Genomic DNA, 22,771 nt, shown 5'->3' on the forward strand with positions numbered 1-22,771 from the left:
CCGCCCAGCCGGTAGCGTCGGAATCGTGCCGAACTCCCTGCCACTGCGCCTCGTGCTCGCCAGCCAGAGTCCCGCCCGTCGCAAGCTTCTCCAGGCCGCCGGGATCGAACCCGACGTGTTGGTGAGCGGCGTCGACGAGTCCCAGGTGGTCGCCGATCGGGCGGAGGATCTCTGCCTGGAGCTTGCCCGTCTCAAGGCGCTCGCGGTGCTCGACCGGCTGCGCGCCACCCCGGACGAACGGACGCTGGTGCTCGGCTGCGACTCGGTGCTGGCCTTCGACGGGGAGATCCTGGGCAAGCCGGCGGACGCCGCCGACGCCACGGACCGCTGGCGACGGATGCGCGGGCGGAGCGGGGTGCTGCACACCGGGCACTGCCTGATCGACGTGACGCACGAGACGCGAGCGGAGGCGGTCGCGTCGACGGTCGTGCACTTCGCGGACATCAGCGACGAGGAGATCGCCGCGTACGTGGCCACGGGCGAGCCGCTGGCGGTGGCCGGGGCGTTCACCATCGACGGGTTGGGCGGGGCGTTCCTCACCGGCATCGAGGGTGATCCGGGCACGGTGGTGGGGCTGTCCCTGCCGCTGCTGCGCCGACTCCTCGGCGAGTTGGAGCTGAGCATCACGGACCTGTGGACGAAGGTCGCGCCGGGGGGCCAGGAGGTCGAACATCTCGGCTAGCGTCCGTTCATGACCACCAAGCCGTTGCCGCTGACTCCGGAACTGCACGCCTACCTCGTCGCCCACGGCTCGCCGCCGGACGAGATCATCCGCGACCTGGCCGAGGAGACGCTGGCCGCCCTCCCCGATGAGGCGATGATGCAGGTGGCGCCGGAGCAGGCCGCGTTCCTGACCTTCCTCACCCGGCTGCTCGGCGTGCGGCGGGCGGTGGAGGTGGGCACCTTCACCGGGCTCTCCTCGCTGGCGATCGCCCGGGGGCTGCCCGAGGGCGGTCGGCTGACCTGCTTCGACATTTCCGAGGAGTACACCGGCATCGCCCGGCGGTACTGGGAGCGCGCGGGCGTCGCCGACCGGATCGAGCTGCGCATCGGCCCGGCCGGGGAGACGCTGCGTGAGCTGCCCCTGGAGCGGCACCTGGACTTCGCCTTCATCGACGCGGACAAGACGGGTTACCCGGTCTACTGGGACGAGCTGGTGCCGCGGATGCGTCCGGGTGCGGTCATCGCGGTGGACAACACGCTGCGCGGGGGCCGGGTGCTCGCCCCGCAGAACGCCGACGACCGGGCGATCGCCGCGTTCAACGACGAGGTGCTGGCCGACGTGCGCGTCGAGGCGGTCATGCTCCCCATCGCCGACGGCGTGACCCTCGCCCGGGTCCACTGACGCACCTTGCGGCGTGTCGGGGTGTCCGGGCGACTCGACACCCCGACCCGCCGCAAACCGCGCCGCACCCAACCGCGCCGCGCGGCGCCGCGGGCGGGCGGGCGCGCAGGCGGGGCGGGGGTGGCGGAGGGTCAGGCGCCGACGAGGGCCGGGGTGCGGTCGTCGCCCGTCGGCGCGGCGCGCAGGGCGCGGCCGAGTCGCACGGTCAGCAGCAGAGCGGCGGCGATGAAGCCGGGCAGCAGCAGGAAAGCCAGGTGCGGTCCGACCCCGTCGGCCACCGCGCCGAGCGCCACCGGCGCGATCCCGAAGCCCACCCCCATCGAGTACGCGGACCAGCCGGCCGCCTTGTCGGCGGCCGGCCCGGCGACGGCCAGCGCGATCGAGATCGCGAGGGGGTAGTGCAGCGCGTTGCCGAGCCCCAGCACCACCAGGCCGGTGACGGCGAGCCAGCCGACGGGCGCGAGCCAGAACAGGACGAACCCGGCCAGCGACACGGTCAGCGCGCCGAGCAGCAGCGGGGCGGGCGGCCAGCGCAGGGCGATCCGGCCGCCGGCCAGCCGGCCGAGGAACATGCCGCAGACGATCGCGGCGACGGCGGCCGACGCGGAGGCGGCGGTCATCCCGGCGTGCGAGCGGAGCACGTCGGCGGTCCAGAGCGACAGGCAGACCTCGATCGAGCCGGTGACCGACATCAGCACCCAGGCGATCCAGTACGTCCGGGGCAGCCGTCCGGCCACGCGCTCGACCGCGCCGGCACGGGCGCTGAGGGGTACGGGGACGTCGTCGGCCGCGGTCGCCTCGGCGGGCGCCGCCGCCGAGGCGGTCGCCCCGACGGGGTCGGCGGCAGCCGCGGCAGCGGGGGCGGCCTGCGGCGGGCGTACCCGGGAGAGGCGGGCGGCGAGCGCGACCAGCGCGATCAGCCCGACCTCGACGGCCATCACCGGTCGCCAGCCGAAGCCGGCGTCGACGCTGGCGCCGATGGCCAGCGGGGCGAGGATGCCCATGCCGGCGCAGACGGCGTTGGCCTCGGTGAGCGCGGCGGGCGCGGCGGGGCCGTGCCGGGCGGTGAGGACGACGGCGACGCCGCTGACCACGATCATGCCGGCGGTGGCCACGGCGGCGACCGCGGCGAGGGTGGCGGGCAGCGGGCGGAGCAGGCCGAACGCGGTGACGCCGGCGGCGACCCCGGCCAGCCCGGACCAGATCGCCCCGGCCCGGCCGATCCGGCGGGCCAGCGGGGCGAAGAGCGCCCCGCCGAGCAGCGCGCCGACGGCGATGGCCGTGCTGTGCAGGCCGGCGACGGCGGCGCTGGTGCCCTGCTCGTCGCGGAGCAGCGGTACGACGGGGCCGAACCCGTAGAGGAAGAAGCCCCACAGCCCCAGCTGGGCGTAGGTCAGCCAGGTGGTCCTGTCATGGGTGAGGCGGGGCACCGGCCTTACGCTACAAGCGCCTGGCCGGTGCCCCGTCCCTGGTGAGAGGCAGCTCTCGTCAGCGGACGCTGCGGGCGAACTGCCGAGCGGCCCAGAAGACGCCGGCGACGGCGAGGACCGCGGTGATGGTCAGCCCCTGCCAGACCTTGTCGTCGCCCAGGTCCCCGGCGAAGAGCGCCCGGGTACCGTCGACCGCCCAGGAGAACGGGTTCCAGTCGGCGATGCCCTGGAGCCAGCCGGGGGCGAAGGTCAGCGGCAGCAGGATGCCGGAGAGCAGCAGCACCGGCTGGGCGACGGTGTTCATCAGCGGGGCGAGCGCGTCCTCGCTCTTGACCTTGAGCGCGACACCGTAGGAGACGGCCGAGGTCATCAGCGCGATCAGGGCGAGCATCAGGTACGCGAGCAGCAGGTCGCCGATGAAGACGCGCAGGTCGAACAGGAGCGCGAGCAGGGTGATGATGACCGCCTGCACCAGCAGCGAGACCACGTCCCGCAGGGAGCGGCCGAGCAGCAGGGCCAGCCGGCTGACCGGGGTGACCCGGGAGCGTTCGATGACCCCGGCGCGCAGCTCGGCGATCAGGCCGAAGCCCTGGAACAGGCCGCCGAAGATGGCCAGCAGCACCAGCAGGCCGGGTACGAAGATCTTGTAGGCGGCGGCCTGGGTGGGGGCGTTCAGGGCCGGCTTGAGCAGCGGGGCGAAGAGCAGCAGGTACATCACCGGCTGGAAGACGCCGACGAAGACCCAGACCGGGTTGCGCAGCAGCAGCTGGATCTGGCGCTGGAAGATGAGCCAGGTGTCACGGGCGAGTTTCATGACGGGGTTCTCCTGTGATGGATGCTCAGGACTCGCGCAGCGAGCGGCCGGTCTTGGTGAGGAAGACGTCGTCGAGGCTGGGGCGGTGCAGCTCGATCGACGAGAGCGTGAGCCCGGCGGCGTCGAGCCGGCGGAGGATCTGCGGGATGGCGGTGGCGCCCTCGTCGACGTAGAGGCGCAGGCCGCCCTCGTCGGCGGTCTCCAGCTTGTTGACGAACTCCTCGCCGTCGAGCAGCTGCGCGGCCTGCGGCGTGCTGGCCACGTCGAGGCCGACCAGCACCACGTCGCCGGAGATCTCCCGCTTCAGCTCGGCCGGGGTCCCCTCGGCGACCACCTCGCCGTGATCCATGATCGCGATCCGGTCGCAGAGCGCGTCCGCCTCGTCGAGGTAGTGCGTGGTGATGAAGACGGTCATGCCCTCGGTACGGAGCCGGCGGATCTCGTCCCACATGTGCGCGCGGCTCTGCGGGTCGAGGCCGGTGGTCGGCTCGTCCAGGAAGACGATCTTCGGCTCGTGGATGATGCCGAGGGCGATCTCCACCCGGCGCCGCTGGCCGCCGGAGTACGTCTTGCACTTGCGGTCGGCGTACTCGGTGAGCTGGAAGGCGTCGAGGGCGCGGGCGGCGCGGCGGTGCGCCTCGGCCTTGGCGATGCCGTACATGCGGGCGTGCAGCACCAGCTCCTCGCGGGCGGTGGACTCGTCCCAGGTGCTGCCGCCCTGGGCCACGTAGCCGATCCGGCGGCGCACCTCGGCCGGGTCCTTGCGCAGATCGGCGCCGGCGATGGTGGCCTCGCCACCGTCGGGCTCGATGAGCGTGGCGAGCATCCGCAGGGTGGTGGTCTTGCCGGCGCCGTTGGGGCCGAGGAAGCCGAAGATCTCACCCTCGGCGACCTTGAGGTTCACCCCCCGCACGGCGTCGACCGTCTTCGTCTCCCGACCGGCGCGGGAGCGGAAGGACTTCCGCAGCCCCCTGGTCTCGATCATGTCTGCTCCTGGTCGTCCGGGCCGGACGCGCCGGCCGCCTGTCCCCCGGGGCCGCCGGACGGCGCCCTCCCCCGTGGTGCGCGAAGAGGCTAACGCGATATAGCTCTTGTGGTCAACGTTGATTATTCCGTGTTCATGTCGCGGGGCGGCCCGCCGTCCGCCCAGCCCGGCCAGCCCTCCGCCCCGGCGAGTCCAGCAGGCAGGTACGACACCCCGGACTCGATCCGCTCGGCGATCCGGTCGCACCAGGCCACCTCCGCCTCGGCGCGGGCCGCCCAGAGCTCGAACATCCAGGCCACGTGCACCGGCTTGGTGTTGCGCATCCAGCCGGAGTCCAACGAGGCACGCATCGACTCGACACCGGCGCGCAGCAGGTTCGCCCGATTTCGCAGCGCTGCGGCGGCCTCCTCGCGGGGCATCGCCGGCAGGAAGGAGAAGGCCGCGACGAACGGGTCCGGCGTCTCGTGCAACTGCCACCACAGGCCGCGCAGCAGCGTCTCGAACTCGTCCTCCCCCTTCGGCGTCACCTCGTAGGTGGTGCGGGCCGGGCGGGCGCCGACCTGCTCGGTCGCCACCTCGCGCAGCAGTCCCTCCTCGGTCAGCTTGCGCAGGGCGTGGTAGATCGATCCGGGTTGCACGTTGGCCCACCGGTCGGCGTTCCAGCTGAGCAGCTCGCGGCGCACGTCGTAGCCGTGTACCGGTTGCATCCACCGGACCAGGCCGAGAATCATCATCCGAGTCGCAGACACCGGACAAGCGTAATAAACAAGTTTGACTAGGGCGCGGCCGGAACAGTGCGCCATCCCACACTGAGCGATCGTTAGGGCCATCAGAGTGACCGATACACTCCCGGTCAACGACCTCCCGGGAGGAGCCCTCAAGGTGCGCAAGGTACTCATCGCCAACCGCGGCGAGATCGCCGTCCGCGTCATCCGCGCCTGCCGCGACGCCGGCCTGGGCAGCGTAGCCGTCTACGCGGACTCCGACCGGGACGCCCTGCACGCCACGCTGGCGGACGAGGCGTACGCCCTCGGCGGCGACACCGCGACCGAGACGTACCTGCGGATCGACAAGCTGATCGACATCGCGGGCCGGTCCGGCGCCGACGCCGTGCACCCCGGCTACGGCTTCCTCTCCGAGAACGCCGACTTCGCCCAGGCCGTCATCGACGCCGGGCTGACCTGGATCGGCCCCACCCCGCAGGCGATCCGCGACCTCGGCGACAAGGTGACCGCCCGGCACATCGCCCAGCGGGCCGGCGCGCCCCTGGTCCCCGGCACCCCGGACCCGGTCGGCAACGCCGACGAGGTGATGGCCTTCGCCGTCGACCACGGCCTGCCGGTCGCCATCAAGGCGGCCTTCGGCGGCGGCGGGCGCGGCCTCAAGGTGGCCCGCACCATGGAGGAGATCCCGCACCTGTTCGAGTCGGCCACCCGCGAGGCGGTCGCCGCGTTCGGCCGGGGCGAGTGCTTCGTCGAGCGGTACCTGGACAAGCCCCGGCACGTCGAGGCGCAGGTCCTCGCCGACCAGCACGGCAACGTGATCGTGGTCGGCACCCGCGACTGCTCGCTGCAGCGCCGGCACCAGAAGCTGGTCGAGGAGGCCCCGGCGCCGTTCCTCACCGCCGCGCAGCGCACCCAGATCCACGAGAGCGCCAAGGCGATCTGCCGGGAGGCCGGCTACCACGGCGCCGGCACCGTGGAATACCTGGTCGGCGCGGACGGCACGATCTCCTTCCTGGAGGTCAACACCCGGCTGCAGGTCGAGCACCCGGTCACCGAGGAGACCGCCGGCGTCGATCTGGTCCGTGAGCAGTTCCGGATCGCCGACGGCGAGAAGCTGCGGTTCTCCGAGGACCCGACCCCGCGCGGGCACTCCATCGAGTTCCGGATCAACGGCGAGGACCCGGGCCGCAACTTCCTGCCCGCCCCGGGCACCATCACCGCCCTGCGCCTGCCCACCGGGCCGGGCGTGCGGGTGGACACCGGCATCTCGGCCGGCGACGTGATCGGCGGCAACTTCGACTCGCTGCTCGCCAAGGTCATCATCACCGGCGAGACCCGGGCCGAGGCGATCGAGCGGGCCCGCCGGGCGCTGGACGAGATGGTCGTCGAGGGCATGGCCACCGCGCTGCCGTTCCACCGGCTGGTCGTCCGGGACGAGGCGTTCACCACCGAGCCGTTCACCGTGCACACCCGGTGGATCGAGACCGAGTTCGACAACACCGTGCCGCCGTTCACCGCCGCCGCCGGCGCCGCCGAGGCGCCCGCCGGTCGCGAGACCGTCGTGGTCGAGGTGGCGGGCAAGCGGCTGGAGGTCAGCCTCCCCGCCGGCCTCGGCGCGGGTACGACCAGCGCCGCGCCCGCCGCCCGCAAGCCGGCCCGTCGGGGCGGCGGCGCCAAAGCCGGCGCGGCGGTCAGCGGCGACGCGCTCGCCTCACCGATGCAGGGCACCATCGTCAAGATCGCCGTGGCGGACGGGGACACCGTCGCCGAGGGCGACCTGGTGGTGGTGCTGGAGGCGATGAAGATGGAGCAGCCGCTGCACGCCCACAAGGCCGGTACGGTCAGCGGGCTGACGGCCGAGGTCGGCGCGGTGATCACCGCCGGCGCGGCGATCTGCACCATCGCCTGACCCGGTCGGCACGGCCCTTCCCGGGCATCCCGGGGAGGGCATCGGCCGCCCTGCCCACCGGCCGTACCGTCGCCCACCGGCGACGGGCGGCGGCCCGGCGGGGGTGGTTTGGGACACCAGCGGCGGCGGACAGGGCCGCGAGCAGGAATGATGGCCGGGTGCGGTTCCTTCATGGCGCGGTCCCCGCGCACGACCTGACCTACAACGACGTCTTCATGGCGCCGGCCCGCTCCGAGGTGGGCTCGCGACTCGACGTCGACCTGGCCACCGGCGACGGCACGGGCACGACCATCCCGCTGGTGGTCTCCAACATGACGGCGGTCTCCGGCCGCCGGATGGCGGAGACCGTCGCCCGGCGCGGCGCGATCGCGGTCATCCCGCAGGACATCCCGATCGAGGTGGTGGCCAACGTCGTCGCCTGGGTCAAGCAGCGGCACCTGGTGCACGACACGCCGATCACGCTCGGCCCCACCGACACCGTCGGCGACGCCATCCACCTGCTGCCGAAGCGGTCGCACGGCGCGGTGATCGTGGTCGACGAGGCGAGCCGCCCGCTCGGCGTGGTCACCGAGGCGGACACCGTCGGCGTGGACCGCTTCGCCCAGCTGCGGCACGTGATGTCGACCGAGCTGCACACCGTGCCGGCGGACGCGGACCCGCGTACCGGCTTCGACCGGCTGTCGGCCGGGCGGCGGCGGCTGGCCCCGGTGGTGGACGCCGACGGCCGGCTGATCGGCGTGCTGACCCGGCAGGGCGCGCTGCGCGCCACTCTCTACCGGCCGGCCGTGGACGACCGCGGTCGGCTGCGCGTCGCCGCCGCCGTCGGCATCAACGGCGACGTGACCGGCAAGGCCGAGGCGCTGCTGGCCGCCGGGGTGGACACCCTGGTGGTGGACACCGCGCACGGCCACCAGGAGCGGATGATCTCCGCGCTGCGGGCGGTACGCAAGCTCGACCCGGCGGTGCCGGTGGCGGCGGGCAACGTGGTCACCGCCGAGGGCGTACGCGACCTGGTGGAGGCGGGGGCCGACATCGTCAAGGTCGGCGTCGGTCCGGGTGCCATGTGCACCACCCGGATGATGACCGGCGTGGGCCGGCCGCAGTTCTCCGCGGTGCTCGACTGCGCGGCGGCGGCCCGGGCGCTGGGCCGGCACGTCTGGGCCGACGGCGGCGTGCGGCATCCCCGGGACGTGGCGCTGGCGCTCGCCGCCGGGGCGTCCAACGTGATGATCGGGTCGTGGTTCGCCGGCACCTACGAGTCCCCCGGCGACCTCTACACCGAGCCGGACGGCCGGCGTTACAAGGAGAGCTTCGGCATGGCCTCGGCACGGGCGGTCAGCGCGCGTACCGCCGAGGACAGCGCCTTCGACCGGGCCCGCAAGGCGGTCTTCGAGGAGGGCATCTCCTCGGCCCGGATGTACCTGGACCCGACCCGGCCCGGCGTCGAGGACCTGATCGACGAGATCATCGCCGGGGTGCGCAGCGCCTTCACCTACGCGGGCGCCCGCAACCTGGACGAGTTCCACGAGCGCGCGCTGGTCGGTGTGCAGAGCACCGCCGGCTACACCGAGGGCATGCCGCTGCCCACCAGCTGGTGACCACCCCGCCCGGCGCGGGCGGTTGACCACTTTCGCGGCGAGTCGCGGTGTCCGGGTGACGGGACACCGCGACTCGCCGCATCCGGGGTGGATCATCCCGGGCGGCGGTCGCGGTCACTCGAAGAGGCGGCGGATGACCGCGCGGGCGGTCTGCTCGGGGTCCCGGCCGGCCTCGGGCGGCAGGGCGCCGGCCAGCCAGAGGGTGGCGAACCCGTGCACGATCGACCAGGCGGCCAGGGCGTCCCGGTCGGGGGCGGCGGCGGGCAGGGCGGCCAGTCCGCCGCGCAGCACCGCATGGGCCCGGTCCCGGGCGGCCCGCACCTCGGCGTCGTCGCCCCGGTAGAGGTCCGGCTGGAACATCACCTCGAAGTGGGCCCGGTGGTCGACGGCGAACCGGACGTACGCCACCCCGACCTCCAGCAGGTCGTCACCGGCCCCGCCCAGCTCGTCGGCGAGGCGGTCGTACCCCTCGACGGCGAGCGCGGTGAGCAGACCGGCCTTGTCGCCGAAGTGGTGGGCCGGGGCGGCGTGCGACACGCCGGCGCGGCGGGCCAGGTCACGCAGGCTCAGCGCGGCCGGCCCGGACTCCTCGATCGCCTGGACCGCCGCGTCGAGCAGGGCCCGCCGCAGGTCGCCGTGGTGGTAGCCGCGCGTCGTCATGCCGGGCAGCATAACTTGCCACCGACAAGATGCAATGTCGGAAATTAGTTTGGCCCCTGACGATCCGGGGACTAACGTCAGCGCCGTGCAGATGGAACCCCTGGCCCGATTCCCGGACCTGCTGCGTAACGCGCCGATGGGGCGGCTGGTCTCGGTCGCCGGCCACCTGGTCGACCAGCACTGGGGTCGCTACCTGTCCGAGCACCACGGCCTCACGACCGCCGGGATGCGGGTGCTGTTCATCCTGTCCCGCACCGGCGAGACCACCCACCGGGACGTCGCCGAACGCTCCTTCGTCCGGCCCGCCACCCTCACCGGGATCGTCGACACCCTGGAGCGCGACGGCTTCGTCCAGCGGCACCGGGCAGGCGCCGACCGCCGGACGGTGCAGCTCGCCCTGACCGACAAGGGACGCGAGCACGTTCAGGCCCTCTTCGACCTGATCCACAGCGACACCCCGCTGACCTCCGTCGACGCCGACCCGGCGAAGAAGGCGGTGATCCGCGAGTTCCTGACCGAGTTGATTGTGACCATGTCCGACGGGGAGGACACCCGGTTGAACCCGGCAGACCAGGAACCCGACGAGGCGAGACCGGGAGGCCGCCCGTGCTGATCCGCCTACTGCGCACTCACCTTCGCCCGTACCGCCGGCCGCTGGCCGGGGTGGTGCTGCTCCAGTTCGTCGGCACGATGGCCTCGCTCGACCTGCCGAGCCTCAACGCCGACATCATCGACCGGGGCGTGGCCCGGGGCGACACCGACTACATCATGCGTATCGGCGGGTGGATGCTGCTGGTCAGCCTGGTCCAGATCGCCTGCTCGGTGGCCGCCGTCTACCTCGGCGCGCGGACCGCGATGGCCTTCGGCCGGGACGCCCGCGCCGCCGTCTTCGCGCAGGTCAACCGCTTCTCCGCCCGCGAGGTCGCCCGGTTCGGCGCGCCCTCGCTGATCACCCGCAACACCAACGACGTGCAGCAGGTGCAGATGCTCGTGCTGATGAGCTGCACCATGCTGGTCGCCGCGCCCATCATGTGCGTCGGCGGGGTGGTGATGGCGCTGCGGGAGGACCTCGCGCTCTCCTGGCTGATGCTGGTCTGCGTGCCGGTGCTGGCGATCGCGCTGGGCCTGGTCGTCCGGCGGATGGTGCCGGGATTCCGGGAGATGCAGACCCGGATCGACACGGTCAACCGGGTGCTGCGGGAGCAGATCACCGGCATCCGGGTGATCCGGGCGTTCGTCCGCGAGCCGTACGAGACGGACCGGTTCGGCGTCGCCAACGCCGACCTCACCGCGACGGCGCTGCGGGTCGGCCGACTGATGGCCCTGATCTTCCCGGTGATCATGCTGGTGCTCAACGTCTCCAGCGTCGCGGTGCTCTGGTTCGGCGCGCAGCGGGTCGACACCGACCAGATGCAGATCGGCGCGCTGACCGCGTTCCTGCAGTACCTGATGCAGATCCTGATGGCCGTCATGATGGCCACCTTCATGCTGATGATGGTGCCGCGCGCGGCGGTGTGCGCCGAGCGGATCGTCGAGGTGCTGGACACCGAGTCGTCGGTGGTGCCGCCGGACGATCCGATGATCGCGATGACCAGGCGCGCCGAGCTGGAGCTTCGCCGCGTCGCCTTCCAGTACCCGGGGGCGAGTGCTCCGGTGCTGCACAACATCTCGTTCCGGGCGGAGCCGGGCCGGACCACCGCCATCATCGGGTCCACCGGTGCCGGCAAGACCACCCTGCTCACCCTGATCCCCCGGCTGGTCGACCCGACTGCCGGCGCGGTGCTGGTCGACGGGGTGGACGTGCGGCTGCTGGAACCGAACGAGGTGTGGCGCCGGATCGGGCTGGTGCCGCAGCGGCCGTACCTGTTCACCGGAACGGTCGCCAGCAACCTCCGGTACGGCAACCCGGACGCCACCGACGAGGAGCTCTGGGCGGCGCTGGAGATCGCCCAGGCGCGGGACTTCGTGGCCGAGATGCCGGGCGGGCTGGACGCCCCGATCGCCCAGGGCGGCACGAACGTCTCCGGCGGTCAGCGGCAGCGGCTGGCGATCGCCCGGGCGCTGGTCCGCCAGCCGGAGATCTACCTCTTCGACGACTCGTTCTCGGCGCTGGACCTCGGCACCGACGCCCGGCTGCGGGCGGCGCTGCGGCCGGTCACCGCGGACGCGGCCGTGGTGATCGTGGCTCAGCGGGTGTCCACGATCGTCGACGCCGACCAGATCATCGTGCTCGAGGACGGCGGCGTCGTCGGTAGGGGACGACACGAGGAACTGCTGGAGAGCTGCCCGACGTACGCCGAGATCGTCGCGTCCCAGCAGACGGCGGAGGTGCCGGCGTGAGCAAGCCCGACAAGCCGACCACGCAGGCCGGTGACGGCCGGGCGCCCGTACCCGAGCAGAAGGTCCCGGAGGCACGGACGCCGAAGCGGCTGCCCCCCGGCGGCCAGCGCGGCGGTCCGCCGTGGATGGGCGCCGCGATGCCGGCCGAGAAGTCGATGAACTTCGGTCCGTCGGCCCGGCGCCTGCTCGGCCGGCTGCGGCCGCACCGGCTCCAGCTGGCCGCGGTGATCACGCTCGCCGTGGCGAGCATCGGGCTCAGCGTCATCGGGCCGAAGCTCCTCGGCCACGCCACCGACCTGATCTTCAACGGGGTGATCGGTCGGCAACTGCCCGCCGGGACCACCACGGAGCAGGCCGCGGCGGCGGCCCGGGCCGCCGGCAACGACAACTTCGCCGACATGCTCACCCGGATGGACGTGGTGCCGGGCGCCGGAATCGACTTCACCGCCCTCGGCCGGGTGCTCGTCCTGGCCCTGACGCTCTACCTGGCGGCCAGTGTGCTGATCTGGTGGCAGGGGTGGCTGCTCAACGGGGTGGTGCAGCGGACGGTGCTGCGGCTGCGCGCCGAGGTGGAGGAGAAGCTCCACCGGCTGCCCCTGCCCTACTTCGACCGGCAGCCCCGGGGCGAGCTGCTCAGCCGGGTCACCAACGACATCGACAACATCTCGCAGACCCTGTCGCAGACGCTCAGCCAGCTGCTCACCTCGCTGCTGACCGTCGTCGGCGTGCTGGCCATGATGTTCTGGATCTCGCCGCTGCTGGCGCTGGTGGCGCTGGTCGCGGTGCCGCTGTCGGTGATCGTGACCCAGCGGATCGCCAAGCGGTCACAGCAGAAGTTCATCGCCCAGTGGCGGCACACCGGCGAGCTGAACGGCCAGATCGAGGAGGCGTACACCGGTCACGAGCTGGTCAAGGTCTTCGGTCGGCAGCGCGAGGTGGAAGCCGCCTTCCACGCGAAGAACGAGGAGCTGTTCCGAGCCAGCTTCGGGGCTCAGTTCATCTCCGGGATCATCATGCCGGCGATGATGTTCGTCGGGAACCTCAGCTACGTCGCGATCGCCGTGGTCGGCGGGCTGCGGGTGGCCTCCGGGACGATGAGCCTCGGCGACGTGCAGGCGTTCATCCAGTACTCGCGGCAGTTCACCCAGCCGCTCACCCAGATCGCCTCGATGGCGAACCTGCTCCAGTCCGGGGTGGCCTCCGCCGAGCGGGTCTTCGCGGTGCTCGACGCCGAGGAGCAGAGCCAGGACAGGGTTGCCCCGTCCCGGGTCACCGGCCGGGTCGAGTTCGCACACGTCTCCTTCCGGTACGACCCGGAAAAGCCGCTGATCGAAGACCTGTCGCTGGTCGCCGAGCCGGGTCACACCGTGGCGATCGTCGGCCCGACCGGCGCCGGCAAGACCACCCTGGTCAATCTGATCATGCGCTTCTACGAGCTGGACGCGGGTTGGATCACCCTCGACGGGGTGGACATCACCAGCATGCCCCGGGACGAGCTGCGCAGCCGGATCGGCATGGTGCTCCAGGACACCTGGCTCTTCGGCGGCACCATTCGGGACAACATCGCCTACGGCCGGCCGGACGCGACCGAGGAGGAGATCCTGGCCGCCGCCCGGGCCACCTTCGTGGACCGCTTCGTGCGCAGCCTCCCGGACGGGTACGGCACCGTCATCGACGAGGAGGGCAGCAACGTCAGCGCCGGCGAGAAGCAGCTCATCACGATCGCCCGGGCGTTCCTGGCCGAGCCGTCGCTGCTGATCCTCGACGAGGCCACCAGCTCGGTGGACACCCGCACGGAGGTGCTGCTCCAGCGGGCGATGGCGGCGCTGCGCTCGGACCGGACCAGCTTCGTCATCGCGCACCGGCTCTCCACCATCCGCGACGCCGACCTGATCCTGATGATGGAGCACGGCCGGATCGTCGAGCAGGGCACCCACGAGCAGTTGCTCGCCACGAAGGGGGCGTACCACCGGCTGTACCGGTCGCAGTTCGTCGGCGCGCTGGTGGACGACGAGGACGAGGGATCGGCCCCCCGGACCCCGTCGGTCCAGGGGGCGCTCTCCTCATGACCGGCTCAGGCGGCGGCCGGCAGCAGGTCGGACGAGCGGGCGGCGACCACCGCCCCGACCAGCCCCAGCGCGTCCGCGACGGGCATCGGGTCCAACCCCCGGCCGTCGCGCAGGCGCAGCGAGACCGACCCGTCGGCCGCCTCCCGGGCGCCCACCACCCCGACGTACGGCACCCGGCGCTGCGCGGCGTCGCGGATCCGGGCGCCCAGCGAGCCGCCGGCGTCGACCTCGGCCCGCAGCCCGACGGCGACCGCCCGGCGGGCGAGTTCGGCCGCCGCCCCCGCCTGCCCGGCGTCGACCGGCAGCAGCACCAGCTGCACCGGGGCGTACCAGGGCGGGAAGGCGCCCTGGTGCACCTCGATCAGGTAGGCGAAGAGCCGTTCCATGCTGCCGACCAGGCTGCGGTGCACCATCACCGGCCGCCGCCGGGCGCCGGACGCGTCGGTGTACGACAGGTCGAACCGCTCCGGCTTGTCGAAGTCGAGCTGGACGGTGGAGAGGGTGGACTCCCGGCCGGCGGCGTCGACGATCTGAATGTCGATCTTCGGGCCGTAGAAGGCGGCCTCGCCCGGGGCCTCGGTGAAGTCGACCCCGTCGAGCGCCGCGCGCAGCAGGTCTTCGGCCCGCGCCCACTGGGCGTCGTCGCCGACGTACTTCTCCCCCGGCCCGCGCAGCGACAGCCGGAATCCGGCCGGGCGGACGCCGAGCGCGGCGTGCGCCTCGCGGATCAGCCGCAGGATCTCCCGCACCTCCTCGCCGACCTGGTCCAGGGCGCAGAAGTTGTGCGCGTCGTTGAGCGAGATGGCGCGGACCCGGGACAGGCCGCCCAGCACGCCCGACCGCTCCGCCCGGTACATCCCGCCCAGCTCGGCGATGCGCAGCGGCAGCTCCCGGTAGGAGCGGCCGCGCGCCCGGTAGACCAGCGCGTGGTGCGGGCAGAGCGCCGGCCGCAGCACGAACTCGTCGTCGGCGCTGAGCCGCAGCGGCGGGAACATGTCGTCGGCGAAGTAGCCGAGGTGCCCGGAGAGCGCGAACAGCTCCCGTTTGCCCAGCGGCGGCGAGTAGACGTGCTGGTAGCCGGCCCGTCGTTCCAGGTCGCGGACGTACTCCTCGACCGCGTGCCGGGCGGCGGCGCCGGCCGGCAGCCAGATCGGCAGCCCGGCGCCGGCCAGCGGGTCGGAGACGAACAGGTCCAGCTCCCGGCCGAGCCTGCGGTGGTCGATCATGTCGCTCTCCTCACGGGTCATGACCCGGGAGCGACCTCGCCACGGACGCCGCGAAGCCCCGGGGCGGATCGCCCCGGGGCCTCGTCGACGTCGAACGTCAGTGCGGCGCGCCGGGGTTTCCCGGCGTCGTGGTCACCACCGCGCTGCGCATGCCCCGACGGTACGGTCCCGGCGCGCGGCGGTGCCAGCGCATTTCCGGGTCGCGCCGCCGGCCGCCCGGACGGGCGTCGGGGTGAACTGAGAAAAGGGGCGGGCCGCCGGCACGGGACCTGCCGGCGACCCGCGGCGGCCGGCTCGTCAGGAACGGGGGGCCCGACGCGCGTGCGGCCGCGCGCCGACAACGGTACGCCGAGGAGCGGGGATCCGCCGTCCGCATCCCGCCCGGATTCGACCCGTTCCGCCCGTCACCCCCGACCGAACTCCGTCGTTGTACCCAAGTGGCCCTGTCGTGTCCACCGTCACCACCGGCCGGGCCTGTCCCCGGTGACGGCGGACACGCCGTCAGGCTCGGGGGATCTGATCGGCCTTGACCGGCGAGGTGGCAGTCGTGCTCGAACTTCTCACTGACGTCGCCTCGCCGACGTGGGCGTACGTCGCGCTGCTCGGCCTGCTGATCGCCGACGCCTTCGTGCCGGTCATCCCGACCCAGGTCGTGATGATCACCAGCGGCGCGCTGACCGTCTACGGCGGGCTCAGCCTGCCGGTGACCATCGGCGTCGGGGCGCTCGGCGTCTTCGCCGGCGACCTGGCCTGCTACCTGTTGGGCCGCAGCGCCCCCGACCGGCACACGCCCCGGCACGCCGAGCCGAGCCGAGCCCGCCGGATGGCCGGCCGGGTGACCCGGGGGCTGCGCGAGCCGGGTCCGCTGGTCATCCTGCTCTGCCGGTTCGTGCCCGGCGGCCGGATGGCGGCCTGCTTCTCCGCCGGCCGCAGCCGGTACCCCTACCGGCTCTTCCTCTTCTACGAGGGCGCAGCGGCGACCGGTTGGGCGGCCTACGGCGGCCTGGTCGGCCACCTCGGCGGCACGGCGCTGACCGAGTCGGCCTGGCGGCTGGCGCTGATCGCGGCCGCGGCGGCGGCCGGGTTCGCGGCGGCGGGTTGGGCGATGACGCTGGTCAGCGCCCGCACCCGCGGCGAGGTACCCGTCGACTGACGCCCGCGCTCCGTCTGGACGCGGGCGCCCATCACGGCGCGGCGCCTGTTACCGCGGCGCCCGTCACCATGCGCGTCCGTCACGGCGCGATGCCCGTCACGACCCGGCGGCACCCGTCACGACCCAAGGCCCGTCACGACGCGGTAGTCGCCACGACGCGGGCACTCCTTCCGGCGCTACCGAGCTGATGACGTCAACGGATCGCCGGCGGGGTGAGTCGTTGGTGTCATCAGGTCCGTAGCGTCCAGCGGCGGGGTGGCCCTCCCCACCGGCCGGACCCGTCGCCCCACGGCACTAGGGGTGGACCCCGGCCGCGATCTCGGTGGGCGTCCCCGATCCGCTTCGGGTGGGTCCGGCGACAGGCTGGCGACATGCCCACGACCCGGAACCACGGCCTGGTGGCCCTCGGTGCGATCGCCCTGGCGGCGTTGCTCACCGTGATCGGCCACCTGGAGGTGAACGACGACCTGAACCCCTGGTCGCTGACCGTCAGCGACTTCGCCGTGTCCGACCGGGGCGGCGTCATCGACGTGGCGATGGTGGCGCTCGCGGTCGCCGCCGCCGTGCTGGTCCCCGCCCTGCGCCGCGTCCGACGGTCCCGGACCGTCGGCGAGCTGCCGCTCGCCGCCGCGGCCGGCGGGTTGTTGCTGGCCGCGGTGGTGCCCACGAACGAGCCCGGCCTGCCCATGGACGCCGCCGCGTACCTGCACCGGTACGCCTCCGTGGTGACCTTCATGGCACTGCCGGTGGGTGGCTGGCTGCTCGCCCGGCGGGACGTGCTGCCCGGGACCGCGCCCTGGCTGCGCGCCCTGGCGCTGGTCAGCCTGGCGCTCGCCGGGGCCATGATCTGGTCGGCCTACCCGGGCGACCGGCTGCTGATCGGGCTGGCCGAGCGGCTGCTGATCCTGGTCGAGGTGGGGCTGCTCGCGGTCGTCGCCACCGCCCTGGTCCGCCGGGGTGGCCGGGGACCGGGCAGCGCCGGGCCGGCGGGCCGGCCCGGCGAGCCGGGGCTCACTCCAGCTCGTGGAGCATGAGCTGGCGGGCGGCCTCGGTGATCGACCCGGACAGCGACGGGTAGATCGTGATGGTCTGGGCCAGCTCGTTGACGGTGAGGTTGTTCTCCACCGCCATGGTGATCGGCAGGATCAGCTCGCTCGCCTTGGGCGCCACCACCACGCCGCCGACCACCTGGCCGCTGGCCGGGCGGCAGAACAGCTTCACGAAGCCGTCGGCCAGGTCGTCCATCTTCGCCCGGGCGTTGCCCGACAGCGGCAGCATCACCTGGCGGGCGGGCACCTTGCCGGCGTCCACCTCGTCCTGGGAGACGCCGACCGTGGCCAGCTCCGGGTCGGTGAAGACGTTCGCCGCCACGGTACGCAGCCGCAGCGGCCGGACCGCCTCGCCGAGCGCGTGCCACATCGCGATCCGGCCCTGCATCGCGGCGACGCTGGCCAGCGGCAGGACGCCGGTGCAGTCGCCGGCCGCGTAGATGCCGGGGACGTTGGTGCGCGAGACCCGGTCGACGGTGACGTAACCGCCCCGGGCCAGCTCGACGCCGTACTCCGCCAGCCCCAGGTCGGCGGTGTTGGGGATCGAGCCGACGGCGATCAGCGCGTGCGAGCCGGCCACGAGCCGACCGTCGGAGAGCTGGACCTCGACGCCGTCGTCGGTGCGGCGGACCGCGTCCGCCCGGGAGTTGTTGAGGATGGTCATGCCCCGGTTGCGGAACACCCGCTCGATGGCCATCGCCGCGTCGGCGTCCTCGTGCGGCATGACCCGGTCCCGACTGGAGACGAGGGTGACCTGGACGCCCATCGCCAGGTAGGCGCTGGCGAACTCGGCGCCGGTGACGCCGGAGCCGACCACGATCAGGTGCTCGGGCAGCTCGGGCAGGTCGTACACCTGCCGCCAGGTCAGGATCCGCTCGCCGTCCGGCACGGCGGTGGGCAGCTGGCGCGGAGTGGCGCCGGTGGCGACCAGGACGGTCGACGCGGCGATCGACTGCTCGTCGCCACCGTCGGCCGGGGTGACGATCACCCGGTGGGTGTGACCGAGCGTGTCCTCGCCCAGCCGGGCGGTCCCGGCCACGAAGGTCACCCCGGCCTTGACCAGCTTGGTGTGGATGTCGTCGGACTGGGCCAGGGCGAGCCGCTTGACCCGCTCGTGGACCGCGCGGGCGTCGACGGTGACCGCCTCCAGCCCGTCGGAGTGCACCCCGAACTCCTCGGTGTCCCGGTAGCCGGTGACCACCTGTGAGCTGGCGATGAACGTCTTCGACGGCACACAGTCGGAGAGCACGCAGGCGCCGCCGGCCCCCTCGGCCTCCACCACGGTGACGTCGGCGTCCAGCTGCGCGGCGACCAGCGCCGCCTCGTAGCCGGCCGGTCCCCCGCCGATGATCACGATCCGGCTCACAGCGCACGCCCCTCGTCGATGTTCACAGTGACTTTCTTCTCCCGAACGTGTCCGACACGCACCGTCGTATTCTCCCCCACCCGCCCGCCGGGCTATCGTCATCGCCGTGCGTCACTACGCCGCCTACGGCTCAAACCTGGACCCCGCCCGGATGCGCGCCTACTGTCCGCATTCGCCGATGGTGGGCACCGGCTGGCTGGAGGGCTGGCGGCTGACCTTCGCGGGCGAGGACGTGATCGGCTGGGAGGGCTCCGTCAGCACCGTCGTCGAGTCCCCGGGCGACCGGGTCTTCGTGGCGCTGTACGACATCCACCCGTACGACGCCGCGCAGCTCGACGAGATCGAGGGCGTGACCGCCGGCACGTACCGCAAGCTGCACGTCCGCGTCTCGACCCTGGACGGCGACGTCACCGCTTGGGTCTACGTCTTCGACGGGTACGAGGGTGGCCTGCCGACCTCCTGGTACCTGTCGGAGATCGCGAACGCGGCCGAGAAGGCGGGCGCGCCGGACGACTACGTCACCGAGCTGCGGTCCCGCCCCACCGGCACCGCGTCGGCGTAGCGCGTATCGCACGCCTCCAGTCTGCTCCCGACGCCACGGACCGTCACCGCCGGCCCCGGGCGGCGTCGCCCATCACACACCGGCGGCCGGGACGATCCGCTCGTACATGTCGGTCCAGCGCACCTCGGCCAGCCCCACCGAGCGGTAGAGGGTCACCGGGGCGGTCGGGTTGGTCAGGTCCACGCCGAGCCCGGCGGCGGCGCGGCCCTTGGTGGCGTACCCGGTGAAGGCCCGCCACAGCAGCGCCGCGCCCACCCCGCGTCGCCGGTAGGCGGGCAGCACCGACAGCGTGCGGACCCAGCCCATGTCCTGATCCAGCGCCTGGTCGGAGGATTGCAGCGCGCCGGCCGGCTCGCCGTCGACCTCGGCCACGAACCACTCGTCCCAGACCTTGCCGGACGCCGGGATCTGCTCCCGCCAGCGGTCGAAGTCGACCGGCTCGTAGTCCGGGGTGTCCCGGAACGCGGTGTCGAAGATCCGGTGGAACAGGCGCAGGTCCGCCTCGTCGTCGGCGCGCAGCGGGCGGACGGTCACCCCCGGCGGGGGTGGCGGCTCGGCGGGGAGCCCGGCCAGCGAGCGGGTCATCCGCACATACCGCTTGACCCGGGTGAAGCCGGCCTCGGCCAGCTCCGCCGCCCACCGGGTCTCGGGCGGGAAGACGGTGGACCGGACGGTCAGCGCGGGCAGGTCCCGCTCGGCGGCCCGCTCGGCGACCCGGTCGAGCATCCGGGCCAGCAGTGGGGCGCGCAGGTCCGCGCCGCGCTCCGGGTCGACGTAGACCTCGACGAAGTCGCGGCCCACCCCGGTCGGGTTGTCCACCGCCGTCCAGGCGACGACCGTCCCGCCGGGGTCGGTGACCAGCCAGGAGTCGCGGGCGGGGTCGAAGAAGGGCGCGGTCAGCGCGGCCCGGACGTCCTCGGCGTCGAAGTCCGGGTAGCCGACGGCGAAGGTGTCGGCGGCGTGCACCACGGCGAGGATGGCGGGGACGTCGTCGAGGGTGGGGCGGCGGGCGGTCCAACCGGCGGGAAGCGTCACGGCGCGATCCTGACAGGGCGGGCGGGTCCGGCGCCGCCGGTTTTTCCGCCCCACGGTCGACCGCCCGGCCCGAGAGACCGCGACCGGAGCGGCGGTCAGCGCGCCGGGGCGCCGGCCAGCAGGGCCCGGGTGGCGGTGAGCAGGTCCACCAGCTCCGCGCCCTCCCCGGGGCGCAAGGTGCGGAAGGCGGTGGAGGTCAACCGGTCGGTCATCGCCTCGGCCCAGAGCCGCCGCCGCACCAGCGGGCCGACCGGCGGGTACGGCGGCGACCAGCCGCAGGCCGACGCCCCCGCCTCCCCCTCCGGCCCGGCGAGCACCGCCTCCAGCGGGGTCATCCCGGCCGCCCGCACCGCCAGCAGGTACGCCCCGGTGAAGTGCTCGCGGAGCAGCAGCAGCGCCACGGCGGCGCGGGCGCCGGCGGCGTGCTGCGGCACCGGCATCGCCCGCCAGGCGGCGAAGAGCGGCATCCCGGTGGCGTCCGCCGCGGCGACCACCCGCTCCAGCAGCACGGCCAGCCGGGGCATCCCGGGCAGGTCGTCCAGGTGCTGGGCGCCCCAGCGGCAGCACTCGGCGAGGTTGGCGTTGGCCACCTCCAGCGGACGGACCACCCGGGCGGCGGCGTCCCAGCCGTCGGCGACCGCGTCCGGGGCGATGAAGCCGACCGCGGCGGCGACGGTCTCCGCGCGGACGTCGCCGAGCGCGCCGGCCCGCCCGGTGATGTAGAAGGCCCAGCCGGAGATGCCCAGCAGCCGGGCCCGACGCAGCGTCCCCGGGCAGCGGCTGAACAACTCGCCCAGTTCGAGCACGGCGGGCTTGCTGGCGGCTGCCACCTGTTCCGGCGTCATCCCGACCGCCCGCTGCACGCATCCATCGCGCTCAGTGTGCCTCGCCGTCGCCGGTGGCGACATCCTCCTCTTCGGCGTCCAGCGCCTCGATCGCCGCCTCCACCTCGCCGGCGCGGCGTCGCGCGGCGGTGAGCGACCGTTCGGCGGCCCGGCGGGCCAGTTTGGACCGGCTCAGCTCTTGCTCGGCGGCGGCCCGGCGACGCTCCAGTTCGGCCAGCTCGGCCTCGATCTCCTCGAGCGCGGCGCCGCCGTCCCGCTCGGCCGCCGCCGCGCCGTCCAGCTCCTTCTCCGCCCGCCCCTGTTCGGTACGCGCCGACGCCAGTTCCCGTTCCAGCGCCCGGCGCCGTTTCGCGCGCTCGGCCCGGGCGGCCCGCTCCGCCGCCCGCTCGTCGCGCGCCCGGCGCTCCCCGGCCCGCTCCGCCGCGCGGTCCGGTGCCCGTGGCGGCTCCTCCGCCCCGCCGGTGACCAGCCGCAGTTGTGGCCGGGGCACCTCGCCGAAGCCGGCGTAGTGGACGGCCCGCAGCAGGGTGCCGGCACGGATCTGCTCGGCCACCTCGGCGTCGGCGAGCGCCGCGTTGAGGGTGGCCTCCACCTCGCCCAGCGGCAGCTTCCCGGCCGACGGGGCGTCCGGGTTCCGGGCCGCGATCCGGCGCACCTCGGCGACCAGCGCGGCGACGACCGCGCGCCGCTGGGCGGAGAGCTCGCGCAGCTTCGGCCCCTTCAGGTCGCGCTGGGCGGCGCGCAGCGCGTCGGCGAGCTGGGCCAGGTCGGCGACCAGCTCGGGGCGCTCCAGGGCGAGCAGGTTGACCAGCCAGGCGGCCACGGTGGGTCGCTTCAGCCGGGCGATCTGGCGGGCGCCGGCCGCGTCACCGGCCCGGCGGGCCTCGGCGACGGCGGCGTCCCGGGCGGCGACGAACTTCTCCGGCGGCGTGCGGTACAGCCGCTGGACCAGCTCGGACGAGAGCGCGGGCACGGCTTCAGGCGTCGATCCGGCTGCCCGGTTCGAGCCGCCGGTAGTCGGTCCCGGAGAGCGCGGTGTACTGCCGGTCGAGCACGGCGAGCCCGTTGTCGTTGAGGTAACCGTCGTGCAGGGCGTACGCGCGGCGCGGCGCGACCGCCCGGATGAAGTCAAGCACCTCGGAGAACTTCGACCAGGGCGCGTGGATCGGCGCGAAGAGGGTGTCCACCTGGACCTCGTCGGGCACGACCAGCGAGTCTCCCGGGTGGTAGACGACGTCGTTGAACAGGTATCCGAGGTTCTCGATGACCGGGATGTCGGGGTGGATGACGGCGTGCCTGCCGCCGTAGGCGCGGACGGCCATGCCGGCGGCGGTGAAGGTCTCCCCGGGCGCGACCACGGTCAGCACCTCCGCCGCGTCACCCAGGACGCCGGCGAGCGAGGCCGGGCCGGTGACGGTGAACGGGCGGCGGTCCAGCGCCCGGGTCAGCGCGTCGACGTCCACGTGGTCCGGATGCTCGTGGGTGATCAGCACCGCGTCCACCCCGTCCAGCGCCGCCGGCTCGCTCACCACCCCGGGGTCGACGACGAGCACTCCCCCGTCGTGCTCCAGCCGAAGGCAGGAGTGGGCGTACTTGGTGAGTTGCATACGTGACTCCTCGATTATCGAATCGTGACGTCCTCAGCGCAGTCTGCCGGAAC

General features: G+C 73.5%; 21 protein-coding genes. 10 read left to right on the top strand and 11 right to left on the bottom strand.

The features are described from left to right. The first annotated feature begins 25 nt into the window (after positions 1-25). The gene (locus FHX75_RS12495; protein WP_154939594.1) at positions 26-682 is read left to right on the top strand and encodes a Maf family protein; all 657 of its coding nucleotides are present in this window, start codon (positions 26-28) and stop codon (positions 680-682) included. 9 nt (positions 683-691) lie between these two features. Further along, positions 692-1,345, top strand: coding sequence for an O-methyltransferase (locus tag FHX75_RS12500; RefSeq protein ID WP_154939596.1), 654 nt, complete (start codon positions 692-694; stop codon positions 1,343-1,345). A 131-nt stretch (positions 1,346-1,476) separates the two neighbouring features. On the opposite strand, the gene FHX75_RS12505 is transcribed toward FHX75_RS12500, so the two are convergent. The 4 genes from FHX75_RS12505 to FHX75_RS12520 form a co-directional block, all read right to left on the bottom strand. Continuing rightward, on the bottom strand, positions 1,477-2,775 hold the full coding sequence (locus tag FHX75_RS12505) for an MFS transporter (protein ID WP_154939597.1): 1,299 nt from the start codon (positions 2,773-2,775) through the stop codon (positions 1,477-1,479). Positions 2,776-2,833: 58 nt separating this feature from the next. Beyond that, positions 2,834-3,589 carry an ABC transporter permease gene (locus FHX75_RS12510; protein WP_154939599.1) on the bottom strand — a complete coding sequence of 252 codons (756 nt, stop codon included), beginning with the start codon at positions 3,587-3,589 and terminating at the stop codon, positions 2,834-2,836. 25 nt (positions 3,590-3,614) lie between these two features. Further along, complete coding sequence (locus FHX75_RS12515) at positions 3,615-4,574, bottom strand: ATP-binding cassette domain-containing protein (RefSeq protein ID WP_154939600.1); 960 nt, start codon at positions 4,572-4,574, stop codon at positions 3,615-3,617. Positions 4,575-4,696: 122 nt separating this feature from the next. Next, positions 4,697-5,308, bottom strand: coding sequence for a PadR family transcriptional regulator (locus FHX75_RS12520; protein WP_154941944.1), 612 nt, complete (start codon positions 5,306-5,308; stop codon positions 4,697-4,699). 148 nt (positions 5,309-5,456) lie between these two features. On the opposite strand from FHX75_RS12520, the gene FHX75_RS12525 reads away from it, so the two are divergent. Both FHX75_RS12525 and FHX75_RS12530 read left to right on the top strand, forming a co-directional pair. After that, positions 5,457-7,208 carry an acetyl/propionyl/methylcrotonyl-CoA carboxylase subunit alpha gene (locus FHX75_RS12525; RefSeq protein WP_154939601.1) on the top strand — a complete coding sequence of 584 codons (1,752 nt, stop codon included), beginning with the start codon at positions 5,457-5,459 and terminating at the stop codon, positions 7,206-7,208. Positions 7,209-7,366: 158 nt separating this feature from the next. Then, complete coding sequence (locus tag FHX75_RS12530) at positions 7,367-8,806, top strand: GuaB1 family IMP dehydrogenase-related protein (protein ID WP_154939603.1); 1,440 nt, start codon at positions 7,367-7,369, stop codon at positions 8,804-8,806. A gap of 114 nt (positions 8,807-8,920) precedes the next feature. On the opposite strand, the gene FHX75_RS12535 is transcribed toward FHX75_RS12530, so the two are convergent. Beyond that, positions 8,921-9,466, bottom strand: a complete 546-nt coding sequence (locus FHX75_RS12535) for a TetR/AcrR family transcriptional regulator (RefSeq protein ID WP_154939604.1) — start codon at positions 9,464-9,466, stop codon at positions 8,921-8,923. 91 nt (positions 9,467-9,557) lie between these two features. On the opposite strand from FHX75_RS12535, the gene FHX75_RS12540 reads away from it, so the two are divergent. From FHX75_RS12540 to FHX75_RS12550, 3 genes are all read left to right on the top strand, one after another. After that, positions 9,558-10,079 carry a MarR family winged helix-turn-helix transcriptional regulator gene (locus FHX75_RS12540; RefSeq protein ID WP_154941945.1) on the top strand — a complete coding sequence of 174 codons (522 nt, stop codon included), beginning with the start codon at positions 9,558-9,560 and terminating at the stop codon, positions 10,077-10,079. Then, positions 10,073-11,806, top strand: a complete 1,734-nt coding sequence (locus FHX75_RS12545) for an ABC transporter ATP-binding protein (RefSeq protein WP_154939606.1) — start codon at positions 10,073-10,075, stop codon at positions 11,804-11,806. Before FHX75_RS12540 ends, FHX75_RS12545 begins: the two co-directional genes overlap by 7 nt. A gap of 125 nt (positions 11,807-11,931) precedes the next feature. Continuing rightward, on the top strand, positions 11,932-13,875 hold the full coding sequence (locus tag FHX75_RS12550; RefSeq protein WP_425463510.1) for an ABC transporter ATP-binding protein: 1,944 nt from the start codon (positions 11,932-11,934) through the stop codon (positions 13,873-13,875). Between the two features lie 5 nt (positions 13,876-13,880). On the opposite strand, the gene thrS is transcribed toward FHX75_RS12550, so the two are convergent. Then, positions 13,881-15,122: a threonine--tRNA ligase gene (gene thrS, locus FHX75_RS12555; protein ID WP_154939610.1), complete on the bottom strand. Its 1,242-nt coding sequence runs from the start codon at positions 15,120-15,122 to the stop codon at positions 13,881-13,883. 526 nt (positions 15,123-15,648) lie between these two features. On the opposite strand from thrS, the gene FHX75_RS12560 reads away from it, so the two are divergent. Together FHX75_RS12560 and FHX75_RS12565 are read left to right on the top strand one after the other, a co-directional pair. Beyond that, entirely contained in the window at positions 15,649-16,254 is a 606-nt protein-coding gene (locus tag FHX75_RS12560; protein WP_154939612.1) for a DedA family protein, read from the top strand. Between the two features lie 371 nt (positions 16,255-16,625). Then, positions 16,626-17,288: a DUF998 domain-containing protein gene (locus FHX75_RS12565; RefSeq protein ID WP_154939614.1), complete on the top strand. Its 663-nt coding sequence runs from the start codon at positions 16,626-16,628 to the stop codon at positions 17,286-17,288. Here FHX75_RS12565 and FHX75_RS12570 read toward each other — a convergent pair. Continuing rightward, positions 17,266-18,669 carry an NAD(P)H-quinone dehydrogenase gene (locus FHX75_RS12570; protein WP_154939616.1) on the bottom strand — a complete coding sequence of 468 codons (1,404 nt, stop codon included), beginning with the start codon at positions 18,667-18,669 and terminating at the stop codon, positions 17,266-17,268. The genes FHX75_RS12565 and FHX75_RS12570 overlap by 23 nt on opposite strands. Positions 18,670-18,775: 106 nt before the next feature. On the opposite strand from FHX75_RS12570, the gene FHX75_RS12575 reads away from it, so the two are divergent. Continuing rightward, on the top strand, positions 18,776-19,231 hold the full coding sequence (locus tag FHX75_RS12575) for a gamma-glutamylcyclotransferase (RefSeq protein ID WP_154939618.1): 456 nt from the start codon (positions 18,776-18,778) through the stop codon (positions 19,229-19,231). Between the two features lie 72 nt (positions 19,232-19,303). On the opposite strand, the gene FHX75_RS12580 is transcribed toward FHX75_RS12575, so the two are convergent. The 4 genes from FHX75_RS12580 to FHX75_RS12595 all read right to left on the bottom strand — a co-directional run bounded on the left by FHX75_RS12580 (position 19,304) and on the right by FHX75_RS12595 (position 22,718). Then, positions 19,304-20,266, bottom strand: a complete 963-nt coding sequence (locus tag FHX75_RS12580; protein WP_154939620.1) for a GNAT family N-acetyltransferase — start codon at positions 20,264-20,266, stop codon at positions 19,304-19,306. Positions 20,267-20,361: 95 nt separating this feature from the next. Beyond that, positions 20,362-21,111, bottom strand: a complete 750-nt coding sequence (locus FHX75_RS12585; RefSeq protein WP_154939622.1) for an SCO6745 family protein — start codon at positions 21,109-21,111, stop codon at positions 20,362-20,364. Between the two features lie 31 nt (positions 21,112-21,142). Next, the gene (locus FHX75_RS12590; RefSeq protein ID WP_154939624.1) at positions 21,143-22,084 is read right to left on the bottom strand and encodes a hypothetical protein; all 942 of its coding nucleotides are present in this window, start codon (positions 22,082-22,084) and stop codon (positions 21,143-21,145) included. A gap of 4 nt (positions 22,085-22,088) precedes the next feature. Further along, a complete protein-coding gene (locus FHX75_RS12595; protein ID WP_154939626.1) occupies positions 22,089-22,718 on the bottom strand; it encodes an MBL fold metallo-hydrolase in 630 nt (209 codons plus the stop codon). Positions 22,719-22,771 lie beyond the last annotated feature (53 nt).

This window comes from Micromonospora palomenae (genome assembly GCF_007829925.1).
Classification (GTDB): domain Bacteria; phylum Actinomycetota; class Actinomycetes; order Mycobacteriales; family Micromonosporaceae; genus Micromonospora; species Micromonospora purpureochromogenes.